Source organism: Pseudomonas sp. RIT288 (assembly GCF_000631985.1).
Taxonomy (GTDB): Bacteria; Pseudomonadota; Gammaproteobacteria; order Pseudomonadales; family Pseudomonadaceae; genus Aquipseudomonas.
This window is the reverse complement of sequence record NZ_JFYN01000042.1, coordinates 17,314-31,555: the sequence shown is the minus strand read 5'-3', so window position 1 is coordinate 31,555 and position 14,242 is coordinate 17,314. Positions and strand designations below refer to the sequence as shown.

Below are 14,242 nucleotides of genomic sequence, written 5' to 3'. Positions count from 1 at the left end.
GCGAGCCTTACTCCACAAACAAAGTGGCAGGTTGTTCGATCAAGCCACGGATGGCCTGGATGAAGAGCGCCGCGTCCATGCCGTCGACCACGCGGTGATCGAAGGAGCTGGAGAGGTTCATCATCTTGCGGATCACCACCTGGCCTTTGATGACCATCGGCCGTTCGACGATTTTGTTCACGCCGACGATCGCCACTTCCGGCAGGTTCAGCACCGGCGTGCTGACGATGCCGCCCAGCGCACCGAGGCTGGTCAGGGTGATGGTCGAACCGGACAGTTCATCGCGGCTGGCCTTGCCATTGCGCGCGGCGTTGGCCAGACGCGAGATCTCCGCGGCGCTGTCCCACAGGCTGCGCGCCTCGGCGTGACGCACCACCGGCACCATCAGGCCGACGTCGCTTTGCGTGGCGACGCCGACATGCACCGCGCCCAGGCGGGTGATGACCTGAGCTTCGTCGTCGTAACGCGCGTTCATCTGCGGGAAGTCGCGCAGGGCCACGACTAGTGCGCGGACGAGGAACGGCAGCAAGGTCAACTTGCCACGGCTGGCGCCATGTTTTTCATTCAGATGCGCGCGCAGCTCTTCGATGGCGGTGACGTCGATTTCCTCGACATAGCTGAAGTGCGCGGCACGCTGGGTGGCGTCCTGCATGCGCTGGGCAATTTTGCGGCGCATGCCGATCACTTGAATCTGTTCTTCGTCGTTGCGCTGGGCGTAAGCGGCGGCTGCCGGTGCCGAAGCGTTCGATTGACCTTGCGCCAGATAGGCGTCGAGGTCTTCGTGCAGCACGCGACCGGCCGGGCCGGTGCCGCGTACCAGACGCAATTGAATACCCAGATCCAGCGCATGCTTGCGCACGGCCGGCGAGGCCAGCGGACGTTCATCGGCCTCGCGGGCAACCATCGGTCCCTGGCAAACCGGTGCTGGACGCGGTGCAGCAGCGGCGGCAGGTTTGCTCTCGACGGCGGCTTCGACTTTCGCGGCAGCAGGCGGCTGTTTCGCAGCAACAGGCGCTGGTGCGGCGGACTCTTTCAGGTTGCCGGCACCTTCCACTTCAATGCTGATCAGCACACTGCCGACCGCCATCACTTCACCCGGCTGACCGCCGAGCGCAATCACCTTGCCGTGCACCGGCGATGGAATATCGACCATCGCCTTGTCGGTCATCACGTCCGCCAGCACCTGGTCTTCAACCACCAGGTCGCCGACTTTGACGTGCCACTGCGACAGTTCGACTTCTGCGATGCCTTCGCCGATGTCCGGCATCTTGATAACGTGCGTGCCCATTCAGACCTCCATGACCCGTTTCAACGCCGCGCCCACTCGGGACGGCCCTGGGAAATACGCCCACTCTTGCGCGTGCGGGTAGGGGGTGTCCCAACCGGTGACGCGCTCGATCGGCGCTTCCAGGTGATGGAAGCAGTGCTCTTGCACCAGCGACACCAGTTCGGCGCCGAAACCGCAGGTACGGGTGGCTTCGTGTACCACCACGCAACGACCGGTTTTCTTCACCGATTTGACGATGGTTTCCAGGTCCAGCGGCCACAGGCTGCGCAAGTCGATGACTTCGGCATCCACGCCGGATTCTTCGGCCGCGACTTGCGACACATACACGGTGGTGCCGTAGGTCAGCACGGTCACGTCCTTGCCCGGACGGGTGATCGCGGCGACGTCCAGCGGCACGGTGTAGTAACCGTCCGGCACCTGGGCTTGCGGGTGTTTCGACCACGGGGTTACCGGGCGGTCGTGGTGGCCGTCGAACGGGCCGTTGTACAGGCGTTTCGGCTCGAGGAAGATCACCGGATCATCGTTTTCGATCGAGGCGATCAGCAAGCCCTTGGCGTCGTAAGGGTTGGAGGGCATCACGGTGCGCAGGCCGCAGACCTGAGTGAACATCGCCTCGATGCTCTGGCTATGGGTCTGGCCGCCGTAGATGCCGCCGCCGCATGGCATGCGCAGGGTCATCGGCGCGGTGAACTCGCCGGCCGAGCGATAACGCAGGCGAGCGGCTTCGGAAATGATCTGGTCGGACGCAGGGTAGACGTAGTCGGCGAACTGAATCTCGGCCACCGGACGCAGTCCGTAAGCGCCCATGCCCACCGCAACACCGACGATGCCGCTTTCGGAGATCGGCGCGTCGAATACGCGCGAGGTGCCGTATTTGGTCTGCAGGCCTTCGGTGCAACGGAACACGCCGCCGAAGTAGCCGACGTCCTGACCGAACACCACCACATTGTCGTCACGCTCAAGCATCACATCCATGGCCGAGCGCAGGGCCTGGATCATGGTCATGGTGGTCGTGGTCATGGCGGTTTCCAACTGAATATTGTTGTTGTGATCGTTCATGTCAGATCCCCAACTGCTGACGCTGGCGCTTCAAGTGCTCCGGCATCTCTTTGTAGACGTCTTCGAACATGGTCGCGGCGCTTGGAATCTGGCCGCCGGCGAGGGTGCCGTACTGTTCGGCCTGTTTCTGCGCGGCAATCACTTCGGCTTCGAGCTCGGCGCTGACGGCGGCGTGCTCTTCTTCCGACCAGTGGCCGACCTTGATCAGGTGCTGCTTCAGGCGGGCAATCGGGTCGCCCAGCGGGAAGTGGCTCCAGTCATCGGCAGGACGGTATTTCGACGGATCGTCGGAGGTCGAGTGCGGGCCGGCGCGGTAGGTGACCCATTCGATCATGGTCGGGCCAAGGTTGCGCCGGGCGCGTTCGGCAGCCCAGGCGGAAGCGGCGTAGACCGCGTAGAAATCGTTGCCATCGACCCGCAGCGAGGCGATGCCGCAACCGACGCCGCGTCCGGCGAAAGTGGTGGCTTCACCCCCGGCGATGGCCTGGAAGGTCGAGATCGCCCACTGGTTGTTGACCACATTGAGGATCACCGGCGCGCGGTAAACGTGGGCGAAGGTGAGGGCGGTGTGGAAGTCCGATTCGGCGGTAGCGCCGTCACCGATCCAGGCCGAGGCGATTTTGGTGTCGCCCTTGATCGCCGAGGCCATGCCCCAGCCGACAGCCTGAATGAATTGGGTGGCGAGGTTGCCGGAGATGGTGAAGAAACCGGCGTCCTTGACCGAGTACATGATCGGCAACTGCCGGCCCTTGAGCGGATCGCGCTCGTTGGACAGCAACTGGCAGATCAGGTCGACCAGCGGCACTTCGCGGGCCATCAGGATGCTTTGCTGGCGGTAGGTCGGGAAGCACATGTCGTCGATGTTCAAGGCCAGGGCCTGGGCACTGCCGATGGCTTCTTCGCCAAGGCTTTGCATATAAAACGACATTTTTTTCTGCCGCTGGGCGACCACCATGCGGTTGTCGTAGATCCGAGTCTTGAGCATGGCGCGCATGCCCTTGCGCAGGATCTCGACCGGCACGTTTTCAGCCCAGGGGCCGAGGGCGTTGCCCTGATCATCGAGCACCCGAATCAGCCCGCGCGCCAGGTCGGCGGTGTCGGCAGGTTCGACGTCGATGGAAGGTTTGCGCACCGTGCCGGCATCGGTCAGATGCAGGTAGGAGAAGTCGGTTTTGCAGCCTGGGCGGCCCGAGGGTTCAGGGACGTGCAGACGCAGCGGTTCATACGCTTGGGTCATGGCTTCTACGCTCGATCTTGTGAATTTCTTGTAGTGAGCTGGCAATCATTCTTGGGTGAAAGAAATCTTGTCCTACAACAATCATAGGCCCGGCCAAGAAGAATATTTATCTCTGTTTCGTTGCGCTGGAGACGATTTGCAGATAGAAATTCTGCATAAACATAAAAAACAGGTGGTTTTGTCTCATGCGCAAACTGGACCGTACCGACATCGGCATTCTCAACAGCCTTCAGGAGAATGCGCGCATCACCAACGCCGACCTCGCGCGCTCGGTGAATCTGTCGCCGACGCCGTGTTTCAACCGGGTCAAGGCGATGGAGGAATTGGGCCTGATTCGCGAGCAGGTGACGCTGCTGGATGCCGATCTGCTGGGCCTGCACGTGAACGTATTCATTCACGTCAGCCTGGAGAAACAGGTCGAGGAGGCGTTGCAGCATTTCGAAGAGGCGATTTCCGATCGCCCCGAGGTGATGGAGTGCTACCTGATGGCCGGCGACCCGGACTATCTGATCCGGGTGCTGGTGCCGACGATTCAGGCGCTGGAGCGCTTCATGATGGACTTTCTGACCAAGGTGCCGGGGGTGGCGAATATCCGGTCGAGTTTTGCGCTGAAGCAGGTGCGGTATAAAACCGCGCTGCCGTTGCCGGCGAACGGGTTGACGCTGGGGTCTTGACGTTAAAGCTTGTTAATCGGAATCTTCAGGTAAACCACACCATTGTCTTCGGCCGCCGGAAAATTCCCCGCCCGCACATTCACCTGAATCGCCGGCAGCAACAGCGTCGGCATGCCCAGCCCGGCATCGCGTTTAGTGCGCATCTCGACAAACGCCGCTTCATCGATCCCGTCATGCACATGAATATTGCTCAGACGCTGCTCGCCGACGGTGGTCTGGCACTGCGCGGCGCGGCCTTCGGGCGGGTAGTCGTGGCAGACGTAGAGTTTGACGCTGGCCGGGAAGGCCAGCAGTTTGTGGATCGAGTTGAACAGTTGATGCGCGTTGCCGCCGGGGAAGTCGCAACGGGCGGTGCCGACATCGGGCATGAACAGCGTGTCGCCGACCAGAATCTGTTCGCCATCGATCAGGTAGGCCATGTCCGCCGGGGTGTGGCCGGGCACGTGCAGGGCGGTGGCCTTGAGGTTGCCGATCTTGAACGACTCGTTTGGTGCGAACAGGTGATCGAACTGCGAGCCGTCGACGCAGAATTCCGGTTCCAGGTTGAACAGCGCCTTGAACACGTTCTGCACTTTGCTGATCGACTGGCCGATCGCGATCTTGCCGCCCAGTTCACGGCGCAAATACGGCGCGGCGGACAGGTGGTCAGCGTGGGCGTGGGTTTCCAGCAGCCATTGCACCTGCAGGCGGTGTTCACGGACGAAGGCAATGATTTTGTCGGCCTGCACGGTGCCGGTGCGACCGGCGGCGCCATCGTAATCGAGTACCGGATCGACGATTGCACACTGCCCGCCATCGGCTTCATAGACCACATAGCTGTAGGTCGAGGAGGCAGGGTCGAGGAAAGCTTCAATCTGCGCGGGCATGGACACCAACCTGAACGAGGGAAATGGGTTGCAACACTTTATCTAAAAACATAATGTTCGCAGCTTAAGTGACGTTGAAGGCATCGTGCAAATGCAATCCAGTCTGACCGAATGTGAAGTTGCCCAGTTGCGGGCGTCCGCCTCCAAGGCCTGTGCGCTGCTCAAGGCGCTGGCCAATGAGGATCGCCTGTTGATCCTGTGCCAGCTGACCCAGGGTGAGCGCAATGTCGGCGAACTGGAAAAAATGACCGGCGTGCGCCAGCCGACGCTGTCCCAGCAATTGGGCATCCTGCGTGATGAAGGCCTGGTGGCGACCCGTCGCGAAGGCAAATACATCTTTTACGGTCTGGCCAGTCCTGAAGTGATTCAGGTGATGAAGACCCTGTCCGGGTTGTATTGCGGAGCGGTACTGAAAAGTCTGGGCCATCAATAAATGTCAGCCACCACACAATCCTTTAGGAGTGAGCCTGCTCGCGATAGCGGTGTATCAGTCAACATCTTCATCGACTGACATACCGCTATCGCGAGCAGGCTCACTCCTACAGTGGATTTATGTGATAGCCGGAAAATCCTTGCGTGCAGCAATAAGGAACAAGCAATGAACGATCAACACTGGGGCCCATCCATCAGTGCAGATATCGTGGTCATCGGCGGCGGCACCGCCGGCATCGGCTTCGTCGCCAGTCTGCTCAAGCGTGATCCCACTCTGAACATCACCGTGATCGAGCCGAGCGCCCAGCATTACTACCAACCGGCGTGGACGCTGGTCGGCGGTGGTGCTTACGACGTCAAGGACACCGTGCGGCCGATGAGCCAAGTGATGCCGCGTCAGGCCACCTGGATTCAGGCGGCGGTGACTGGCATCGATCCCGATCAGCGTCGGTTGACCCTCAACGATCAGCGCACCGTCACTTACCAGAACCTGATCGTCTGCCCCGGCCTGCGTCTGGCCTGGGAGAGGATCGAAGGCCTGCAGGAAAGCCTCGGTCAGCATGGCGTGACGTCCAACTACAGCTATCAGCACTCGCAGTACACCTGGGATCAGGTGCAGAAACTGCGTGGCGGCAAGGCGTTGTTCACTCAGCCGGCGATGCCGATCAAATGCGCCGGCGCACCGCAGAAGGCCTTGTACCTGTCGTGCGATCACTGGCGTAAAACCGGCGTCCTGAACAAGGTCGAGGTTGAATTCAACCTCGCCGGCGCCGCGTTGTTCGGCGTCGCGACCTTCGTCCCGCCGCTGATGAAGTACATCGAAAAGTACAACGCGCAACTGGCCTTCAACAGCAATCTGGTCAAGGTCGACGGCCCGGCGAAAACCGCCTGGTTCGAGATCAAGGATGCTGACGGCAACCTCACCACACAGGCGAAAACCTTCGATCTGCTGCACGTGGTGCCGCCGCAGGTCTCACCGGATTTCATCGCCCAGAGCCCGCTGGCCGACGCTGCTGGCTGGTGCGAAGTGAACCCGCACAGCCTGCAACATTCGCGCTTCCCGGAAGTGTTCGCCATCGGCGACATCTGCGGCACCAGCAATGCGAAAACCGCTGCCGCCGTGCGCAAGCAGGTCGTCGTAGTCGCCGAAAACCTCTTGGCCCTGCGCAAGCAACAACCGCTGCCACTGAAGTACGACGGTTACGGTTCGTGCCCGCTGACAGTGGAGAAGGGCAAGGTGATCCTCGCCGAGTTCGGTTACGGCGGAAAGCTGCTGCCGACCTTAGCCCTCAATGCGACCGTGCCGCGCCGCTCGGCGTGGTTCCTCAAGGCGACGCTGCTGCCGTGGTTCTACTGGAACGGCATGCTCAAGGGCCGCGAGTGGCTGACCGGTTTGTCCAAAGTCGACTGAGAACTCCCTATGTTGCTGGCAAGTCTGTTTGGCGTATTGATGGGGCTGATTCTCGGGCTGACCGGGGCGGGTGGCGGAATTCTCGCGGTGCCGGCGCTGGTGCTCGGTTTGGGTTGGAGCATGACCCAGGCCGCGCCCGTGGCGTTGTTCGCCGTCGGCAGTGCGGCGGCAGTCGGGGCGATCGACGGCTTGCGCCATGGCCTGGTGCGCTATCGCGCAGCGCTGCTGATTGCCGCGCTCGGGGCGGTGTTTTCGCCGCTGGGCATTTATTTTGCGCATCAGTTGCCGGAGAAGATCCTGATGATCCTCTTCAGCCTGCTGATGGTCATGGTGGCCTGGCGCATGCTGCGCCGCGAGCGTGCACAAGAGGGGCCGAGCGACCACGGTCACGCGAGCTGGGGGCAGAAGAACTGCATGCTCAATGAGCAGACCGGTCGTTTCGACTGGACCGCCAAATGCACCGCGACTCTTGCGGCACTGGGCGCGGTGACCGGTGTGGTTTCGGGCCTGCTCGGCGTCGGTGGTGGCTTCCTGATCGTGCCGGCGTTCAAGCAACTGACCGATGTGCAGATGCGCGGAATCGTCGCCACGTCGCTGATGGTGATCAGCCTGATTTCGGCGATTGGCGTGATCGGCTCGTTTCAGGCGGGCGTGCGGATTGATACTCAAGGTGCGGCGTTCATCGTGGCCAGCATTGTCGGGATGATCATCGGGCGCAAGCTTTGTGCGCGGGTGCCGGCGCGGACATTGCAGGTGGGGTTTGCCAGCGTGTGTCTGGTGGTGGCGGGGTATATGTTGTTCCGGGCTTGAGTGTATGGAAGATCAAAAGATCGCAGCCTTCGGCAGCTCCTACAGAAATCGCATTCCCCTGTAGGAGCCGTCGAGTGAAACGAGGCTGCGATCTTTCAGGCTGTTACAACACCAAGTGCCGCAGCTCCTACAGGAATCGCATTCCCCTGTAGGAGCTGTCGAGTGAAACGAGGCTGCGATCCTTCGGGTTGTTACAACACCAAGTGCGGTAGCCACAGGGAAATGGCGGGGATGTAAGTGACCAGCATCAACACCAGGAACAGCACCGCATAGAACGGCAGCAGCGCTTTCACGGTGCTCTCGATACTGACCTTGCCCACCGCCGAACCGACAAACAGCACCGCGCCCACCGGCGGTGTTATCAGCCCGATCCCGAGGTTGACCAGCATGATCATGCCGAACTGCACTGGATCGACACCGATGCCGAGAATCACCGGCATCAGGATCGGCGTCAGGATCAGGATCAGCGGCGCCATGTCCATCACCGTGCCGAGCAACAGCAGCATGACGTTGATGCACATCAGGATCACGTAGCGGTTGTCCGACAGGGTCAGGAACAGCGTGGTGATTTTCGCCGGAATCTGCATCAGGGTCATGATGTAGCCGAAGCTCGCGGCGAAACCGATCAGGATCATCACGATGGAAATGGTGCGTACCGTGCGGTGCATCAGCTTCGGCAGTTCACGCCACTTGTAATCGCGGTAGATGAACATGGTCACGAAGAACGACCACAACACTGCGATGGCCGCCGATTCCGTGGCGGTGAAGATCCCCGAGAGAATGCCGCCGAGGATGATCACCATCGCCATCAGGCCCCAGAGGGCTTCGCCGACGATTTTCAACGCCTGGCGCATCGGGATGACTTCACCCTTGGGGTAGTCGCGTTTTTTCGCGAAGATCAGGCACAGCACCATCAGGCAGGCGCTCATCAGCAACCCCGGCACGATGCCCGCCATGAACAGCGAGGCAATCGAAACCGTACCACCGGCGGCCAGGGAGTAGAGCACGGAGTTATGGCTGGGTGGCGTGAGCAGGGCTTGCACCGAGCCGCTGACGGTCACCGCGGTGGAGAAATCCCGTGGATAGCCCTTGCGTTCCATTTCCGGGATCAGCACCGAACCCACCGACGCGGTGTCGGCCACCGAGGAACCGGAGATCGCGCCGAAGAAGGTCGAGGCGACAATGTTGACCAGCGACAGGCCTCCGCGCACAAAACCCACCAACACTCCGGCACACGCCACCAAACGCCGGGACATGCCGCCCTCGGCCATGATCGCACCGGCCAGGACGAAGAACGGAATGGCCAGCAGCGAGAACTTGTTCACCCCCGACGCGACCTGGATCATCACCGCCTGGAACGGGATGTCAATCCACCACGCACCGATCAGCGCGGCGGCACCCAGCGCATAGGCGACTGGCATGCCGATGAGGATCAATACGATAAAACTGCCCAGCAGAATCAGAGCGTCCATTAAGCGCCACCTTCACTTTCTTCAACCAGATCGAACTGCACGACCCGCCGTTTGCTCTGGTCACCGAGCAAGAGTTTTTCCAGGACGAAAACCAGTGTCAGCAAGCCGCCCACGGGAATCGGCAGATAGGTCACGCCAACTCGCAGGTCGGGGAGGGCCGCCATGAACTGGTTCCAGGTGGACATGCACAACTTGGCGCCCCAGATGGTCATGAAAATGCAGATCGCCGCCATGAGCAGTTGGGAAAAAATCGCCGCCGCGGATCTCACGTGCGGTGGCATGCGGTCGGTGAGCATGGCCACGGCCATGTGCGCACCGGCGCGGTAACTGGCGGCGGCACCGATGAAGGTGAACACCATCATCAACAGGATCGCCGTCGGCTCTGGCCAGCTCGAACCGGTGCCCAGCACGTAGCGGGCGAACACGCCCCAGGGAATCATCAGGGAAATCGCCAGGACGGAAAGGCCGGCGACCCAGATGCACGTCATGTAGATCTTGTCGTTGATACGCAGCAGCAGATTCTTCATCGGGTTCCACCGTTACCGGGCGCGCCTGAGTCATCAGGTGCGCCGGGCCTGGTTAATGAGTACGGAGCGGGAGGCGTTACTGAACGGCTTCGATTTTCTTGATCAGGTCGGCGTACTTCGCGCCGTACTTTTCCCGCACCGGAGCGGTGGCGTCGTAGAAGGGTTTCTTGTCGACCTGGATGAACTCGACGCCAGCGGCCTTGAGTTTTTCTTCGCTGGCAGCGGACTTCTTGTCCCATAGCACGCGTTCTTCAGCCTGGGCAGCCTTGGCGGCGGTCTTGACCAGCGCCTGTTGTTCCGGGGTGAGTTTTTCCCAGGTGATTTTCGACATCACAATCGGCTCTGGCAGGATCAAGTGACCGGTCAGGCTGTAGAACTTGGCGTTCTGGAAGTGGTTGTGTTCGAGCAGGGTCGGCGGGTTGTTTTCCGCGCCGTCGATCACGCCGGTCTGCAAGGCGCTGAAGATTTCCCCGGTGTCCATGGCGATACCGTTACCGCCCATGGCGTTCATCATGTCGATGAACATCGGGTTGCCCTGGACACGAATCTTCATGCCCTTGAGGTCTTCAAGCTTGCGTACCGGTTTCTTGGTGTAGACGTTGCGCGTGCCGCCGTCCATCCAGGCCAGGGCCACGAGGCCGAATTCGGAGTTGGTGATTTTGTCGAGGATCTCGTCGCCCACTGCGCCGTCGATGACGTTACGCATGTGTTGATGATCGCGGAAGATGAACGGCATGTTGAACACGTTCACATCCGGCACTACCGGGCCGACGATACCCAGGCTGACGCGAGACAGCTGTACCGCGCCGACTTGCATCTGCTCGATGACTTCCTTTTCAGAGCCCAGTACGCCGCCCGGGAAGTATTGGAAGGTCAGCTCGCCGTTGGTCTCCCTGGTCAGGGTCTTGCCCATGTTTTCTTCGGCCACCACGGTTGGATAACCGGCGGGATGGATGTCAGCGAATTTGAGTTGCAGGGCCTGGGCGGCGCCAGTGAAGGTGAACATAAGCGGGAGTGCAGCGGCCAGCAAGGTGCGTTTGAAGTACATGGGGGTGAGTCTCCAGTCTTGTTATTGTTGTGTTCAAGGCGCAGCGGTGCAGCAGAGGCGAGTGTTACAGGGAATCGTCGAACAGCGGTTCTTCCAGGCCTTTGACCCCGGGGTTGAGGGCGAACACGCCGCCGGCCAGGGATTGCGGATCGTGGTCGTCGCCGGGACGAATCGAGGTCACGAAGAGGGTGTCCATGCGGCTGCCGCCGAAGGCACACATCGTCGGTTTCTTCACCGGCACTTCCAGCGAGAAATCGAGGCGTCCGTCCGGGGCAAAACGGTGAATCAGTCCGGCGTCGTTGGCGCAGATCCAGTAGCAGCCTTCGGCATCCACGGCGGCGCCATCCGGTCGGCCGGGGAAGTGGTTCATGTCAACGAAGATCCGCCGATTCGACGGGGTGCCGGTCTCGGTGTCGTAATCGAAGGCCCAGATCAATTGCACGTCCGGATGCGAATCCGACAGGTACATCGTCTTGCCGTCAGGGCTGAAGCCGAGGCCGTTCGGCACGATGAACCCGTCCAGCTGCGCTTCGATCACGCCTGACGGGACGGCGCCGTAGCGATAGAGTCGGCCCGCAGGCGCGTTCAGGCCCATATTCAGCACCATGCTGCCGGCCCAGAAACGGCCCTGGCGGTCGCAGCGACCATCGTTGAGGCGCATGTCTGGCCGGCTGTGCTCGACGGTGGCGAGCAATTCGCTGTCGAGGCTGCCATCGCTGTGCGGGTGCAGATGAAAAAAGCCGCTCTCCAGGCCGGCAACCCAGCCGCCATCGCTGTGACGGGCGATGCAGGCGAGCATTTGCGGGGTTTTCCAGGCATGCACATGGCCGGTGTCAGCGCTCCAGCGTTGCAGCCCGCCGTTGGGAATATCGACCCAATACAGCGCGTTTTCCTGCGGCACCCAGACCGGGCTTTCGCCCACGGCGTTGCGAGCATCGACGATCAATTCGGCTTGCATACTCATTCCTTTGCGTCGTTGTCGGAGTGTTCAGTCGCCGAAGGGGCCGGCCGCGACGAACGCGCCGCCCTGATAGATCCGCGCCGGGTCATCGGCGGCGGGCATAGGCTGCGCTTCGACTTTTTCGCGGAACACTTCGGAGCTGTCCCTGGCTTCAAAACCGAGGTGGCTGGCGAAGCGGTTGTCCCACCAGACGTCCTTGTTGGCGGACATGCCATAGACCACGGTATGGCCCACGTTGGGCGTATACAGCGAGTGTTCGAGCAATTGGGTGAGATCGTCGAAGCTCAGCCAGGTGTGCATCATTCGGCGGTTCTGCGGCTCGGGGAACGAGGAGCCGATGCGGATGCTGACGGTCTCGATGCCGTAGCGATCAAAGTAGAAACTGGCCATGTCTTCGCCGTAGGACTTGGACAATCCGTAGTAGCCGTCGGGGCGGCGGGCGCAACTGGCGTCGAGCGGCTCGTCCTGTTTGTAGAAGCCGATGACGTGGTTGGAACTGGCGAAGATCACTCGCTTCACACCATGGCGGCGTGCGGCTTCGTAGATGTGAAATACGCCGCAGATGTTGGCGCCGAGGATTTCTTCGAAGGGCCGCTCCACGGAGACACCGCCGAAATGCAGGATCGCGTCGACGCCTTCGACCAGTTGGTACACGGCGTGTTTATCAGCCAGATCGCAGGGGACGATTTCTTCGCGATCATCAACGGCTGGGGCGAGAGCGGCGATGTCCGACAGGCGCAGGACACGGGCATAAGGGCGCATACGTTCGCGCAGGACTTTGCCCAGGCCACCGGCGGCGCCGGTCAGCAGCAGACGGTTGAACGGGGCACGTGGAGTAGAGGTAGACGTCATGGCAATCCCTTACACATTGTTATTAGGTTTGTTGTAGGTTGTCGTATGACTGCGCTGAAGTATCGGTAGGCTTTCCGGAACTTGTCAACGCGACTTTTGGTGTAAGTGACGGAAGGCCCAGTTCCTTTCCCTTCAACACAATTCCCTCCTTGCAATGCAATCCTCTTGTGGGAGCGAGCCTGCTCGCGATAGCGGTGTACCAGTCAGCACACCGGCGGCTGACGGATCGCTATCGCGAGCAGGCTCACTCCTACAGGCGCGGCGTCGCCCGGTTACAACAACGAAATCGGATAGCTGATAAAGACCCGGTTCTCGTCGAACTCGTTGGTGCTGAAGTCCCGGCGTATCGTCGCGTTGCGCCATCTCACGTTGAGGTTTTTCAGCGGCCCGCTCTGTACGGTGTATCCCAGTTCCGATTCGCGACCCCATTCCTTGCCATCGGTAATCGTCCCGGTGTGCACGTTGTCGCCGCTGATGTAGCGGTTCATCAGGGTCAGGCCGGGAATGCCGAGGGCGACGAAGTTGTAGTCATGACGCAACTGCCAGGAGCGCTCTTTGGCGTTGTCATAGCTGGCGTTGTAGCTGTCGTTGGCCAGGGTGCCGCCGCTGGTGCCGTTGACCCGCATCCACGCGTCGTCGCCGCTGAGTTTTTGCAGGCCGACATAGAAGGTGTTGCCGCCGTAGCGGGCCGACAGCAGGGCAAATGCTGTCTTGTTATCGAGGTCGCCGGCCTGGGCGCTGCCGTCTTCCTTGCCGGTGAAGAAACCGAGATTGGCGCCCAGCGTCCAGTCGCCCAGGGGCTGGCTATGGCTGAGGTTGAAATACTGCTGCTGGTAGATGTCGCTGAGTTCGGCGTACCACACGCCGACCAGGGTGCGCTTGTCGTTGAAGGTGTACTCGCCGCCGCCGAAGTTGAAACGGTCGGAGGTGAAGGCGCCGCGGCCGTTCATCGACATGTCTTCCATGCTGGCATCGTTGCGCGGGCTGTTGCCACGGAACTGCCCACCGTAGAGGGTCAGGCCGTTGATCTCGGTAGAGGTGATCTGGCCACCGCGAAAGGTCTGCGGTAACGAGCGGCCATCGTCCGAGCGCAGGATCGGCAGCACCGGCATCCATTCGCCCACCTTCAATTCAGTCTTCGACACCTTGGCCTTCAGCGCCACGCCGAGGCGACCGAAATTGTCCGCCGGGCGCCCGTCATCGTGGATCGGCAACAGTTGCGTACCGCCCGTACCTTTGCCGCCATCGAGTTTTTGCGAATACATTCCCAGCACATCGAGACCGAAACCGACGGTGCCTTGGGTGAAGCCGGACTTGGCGTCGAGGATGAAGTTCTGCGTCCACTCTTCCGCCTTGCCCTGCGGGTAGTTCGGGTTGACGAAGTTGCGATTGAAGTAGGCGTTGCGCAGGTTCAGCGTGGCTTTGCTGTCTTCGAGGAAGCCTTCGGCGTCTGCGCTCATCGGCAAAACGAGGGCGAGGCTGCTGCAGCCGATCAAACTCAGGGTGGAACACGGGCGGGGGATGGAAATACGGGACGTGCGAACGGAATTGCAGACGTGTGTGCTCACTGTGACGCTCCCTGTTTCATTTTTTGTTTTTATTATT

At 60.9% G+C, this 14,242-nt stretch carries 14 protein-coding genes; 4 read left to right on the top strand and 10 right to left on the bottom strand.

All coding sequences use genetic code 11. The features are described from left to right. Positions 1 to 7: 7 nt before the first annotated feature. From BW33_RS23550 to BW33_RS23540, 3 genes are read right to left on the bottom strand one after another with little or no spacing between them, the layout of a single operon-like run. A complete protein-coding gene (locus BW33_RS23550; protein ID WP_047601555.1) occupies positions 8 to 1,288 on the bottom strand; it encodes a dihydrolipoamide acetyltransferase family protein in 1,281 nt (426 codons plus the stop codon). Continuing rightward, the gene (locus BW33_RS23545) at positions 1,289 to 2,347 is read right to left on the bottom strand and encodes an alpha-ketoacid dehydrogenase subunit beta (RefSeq protein WP_003224000.1); all 1,059 of its coding nucleotides are present in this window, start codon (positions 2,345 to 2,347) and stop codon (positions 1,289 to 1,291) included. A gap of 1 nt (position 2,348) precedes the next feature. Beyond that, positions 2,349 to 3,584 (bottom strand): 3-methyl-2-oxobutanoate dehydrogenase (2-methylpropanoyl-transferring) subunit alpha, encoded by a 1,236-nt coding sequence (locus tag BW33_RS23540; RefSeq protein WP_003224001.1) that lies wholly within the window; start codon positions 3,582 to 3,584, stop codon positions 2,349 to 2,351. 185 nt (positions 3,585 to 3,769) lie between these two features. Between BW33_RS23540 and bkdR the strand changes: the two genes are divergently transcribed. After that, positions 3,770 to 4,258: a Bkd operon transcriptional regulator BkdR gene (gene bkdR / locus BW33_RS23535; protein WP_027613216.1), complete on the top strand. Its 489-nt coding sequence runs from the start codon at positions 3,770 to 3,772 to the stop codon at positions 4,256 to 4,258. A 2-nt stretch (positions 4,259 to 4,260) separates the two neighbouring features. Here bkdR and BW33_RS23530 read toward each other — a convergent pair whose 3' ends face one another. Then, positions 4,261 to 5,124 carry an MBL fold metallo-hydrolase gene (locus BW33_RS23530; protein ID WP_047601552.1) on the bottom strand — a complete coding sequence of 288 codons (864 nt, stop codon included), beginning with the start codon at positions 5,122 to 5,124 and terminating at the stop codon, positions 4,261 to 4,263. A gap of 91 nt (positions 5,125 to 5,215) precedes the next feature. On the opposite strand from BW33_RS23530, the gene BW33_RS23525 reads away from it, so the two are divergent. From BW33_RS23525 to BW33_RS23515, 3 genes are all read left to right on the top strand, one after another. Further along, a complete protein-coding gene (locus BW33_RS23525) occupies positions 5,216 to 5,557 on the top strand; it encodes an ArsR/SmtB family transcription factor (RefSeq protein WP_007965280.1) in 342 nt (113 codons plus the stop codon). Between the two features lie 165 nt (positions 5,558 to 5,722). After that, positions 5,723 to 6,967: an NAD(P)/FAD-dependent oxidoreductase gene (locus BW33_RS23520; protein ID WP_047601550.1), complete on the top strand. Its 1,245-nt coding sequence runs from the start codon at positions 5,723 to 5,725 to the stop codon at positions 6,965 to 6,967. A 9-nt stretch (positions 6,968 to 6,976) separates the two neighbouring features. Further along, on the top strand, positions 6,977 to 7,777 hold the full coding sequence (locus BW33_RS23515) for a sulfite exporter TauE/SafE family protein (RefSeq protein ID WP_047601547.1): 801 nt from the start codon (positions 6,977 to 6,979) through the stop codon (positions 7,775 to 7,777). Between the two features lie 191 nt (positions 7,778 to 7,968). Here BW33_RS23515 and BW33_RS23510 read toward each other — a convergent pair whose 3' ends face one another. The 6 genes from BW33_RS23510 to BW33_RS23485 form a co-directional block, all read right to left on the bottom strand. Next, on the bottom strand, positions 7,969 to 9,249 hold the full coding sequence (locus tag BW33_RS23510) for a TRAP transporter large permease (RefSeq protein ID WP_047601545.1): 1,281 nt from the start codon (positions 9,247 to 9,249) through the stop codon (positions 7,969 to 7,971). Further along, on the bottom strand, positions 9,249 to 9,776 hold the full coding sequence (locus BW33_RS23505; RefSeq protein WP_047601543.1) for a TRAP transporter small permease: 528 nt from the start codon (positions 9,774 to 9,776) through the stop codon (positions 9,249 to 9,251). The genes BW33_RS23510 and BW33_RS23505 overlap by 1 nt, the downstream gene beginning before the upstream one ends. A 76-nt stretch (positions 9,777 to 9,852) precedes the next feature. Then, entirely contained in the window at positions 9,853 to 10,824 is a 972-nt protein-coding gene (locus BW33_RS23500) for a TRAP transporter substrate-binding protein (protein ID WP_047601540.1), read from the bottom strand. Positions 10,825 to 10,888: 64 nt separating this feature from the next. Then, on the bottom strand, positions 10,889 to 11,782 hold the full coding sequence (locus tag BW33_RS23495) for an SMP-30/gluconolactonase/LRE family protein (protein WP_047601537.1): 894 nt from the start codon (positions 11,780 to 11,782) through the stop codon (positions 10,889 to 10,891). 30 nt (positions 11,783 to 11,812) lie between these two features. Continuing rightward, complete coding sequence (locus tag BW33_RS23490) at positions 11,813 to 12,637, bottom strand: NAD-dependent epimerase/dehydratase family protein (RefSeq protein ID WP_047601535.1); 825 nt, start codon at positions 12,635 to 12,637, stop codon at positions 11,813 to 11,815. A gap of 272 nt (positions 12,638 to 12,909) precedes the next feature. Then, positions 12,910 to 14,205: an OprD family porin gene (locus tag BW33_RS23485; protein ID WP_047601533.1), complete on the bottom strand. Its 1,296-nt coding sequence runs from the start codon at positions 14,203 to 14,205 to the stop codon at positions 12,910 to 12,912. Between the last annotated feature and the right edge of the window lie 37 nt (positions 14,206 to 14,242).

Excerpts from the sequence above, each read along its gene's own strand:
- BW33_RS23550 (WP_047601555.1), bottom strand. The coding sequence starts at position 1,288 with ATGGGCACGCACGTTATCAAGATGCCGGACATCGGCGAAGGCATCGCA.
- BW33_RS23545 (WP_003224000.1), bottom strand. The coding sequence starts at position 2,347 with ATGAACGATCACAACAACAATATTCAGTTGGAAACCGCCATGACCACG.
- BW33_RS23540 (WP_003224001.1), bottom strand. The coding sequence starts at position 3,584 with ATGACCCAAGCGTATGAACCGCTGCGTCTGCACGTCCCTGAACCCTCG.
- bkdR (WP_027613216.1), top strand. The coding sequence starts at position 3,770 with ATGCGCAAACTGGACCGTACCGACATCGGCATTCTCAACAGCCTTCAG.
- BW33_RS23530 (WP_047601552.1), bottom strand. The coding sequence starts at position 5,124 with ATGCCCGCGCAGATTGAAGCTTTCCTCGACCCTGCCTCCTCGACCTAC.
- BW33_RS23525 (WP_007965280.1), top strand. The coding sequence starts at position 5,216 with ATGCAATCCAGTCTGACCGAATGTGAAGTTGCCCAGTTGCGGGCGTCC.
- BW33_RS23520 (WP_047601550.1), top strand. The coding sequence starts at position 5,723 with ATGAACGATCAACACTGGGGCCCATCCATCAGTGCAGATATCGTGGTC.
- BW33_RS23515 (WP_047601547.1), top strand. The coding sequence starts at position 6,977 with ATGTTGCTGGCAAGTCTGTTTGGCGTATTGATGGGGCTGATTCTCGGG.
- BW33_RS23510 (WP_047601545.1), bottom strand. The coding sequence starts at position 9,249 with ATGGACGCTCTGATTCTGCTGGGCAGTTTTATCGTATTGATCCTCATC.
- BW33_RS23505 (WP_047601543.1), bottom strand. The coding sequence starts at position 9,776 with ATGAAGAATCTGCTGCTGCGTATCAACGACAAGATCTACATGACGTGC.
- BW33_RS23500 (WP_047601540.1), bottom strand. The coding sequence starts at position 10,824 with ATGTACTTCAAACGCACCTTGCTGGCCGCTGCACTCCCGCTTATGTTC.
- BW33_RS23495 (WP_047601537.1), bottom strand. The coding sequence starts at position 11,782 with ATGCAAGCCGAATTGATCGTCGATGCTCGCAACGCCGTGGGCGAAAGC.
- BW33_RS23490 (WP_047601535.1), bottom strand. The coding sequence starts at position 12,637 with ATGACGTCTACCTCTACTCCACGTGCCCCGTTCAACCGTCTGCTGCTG.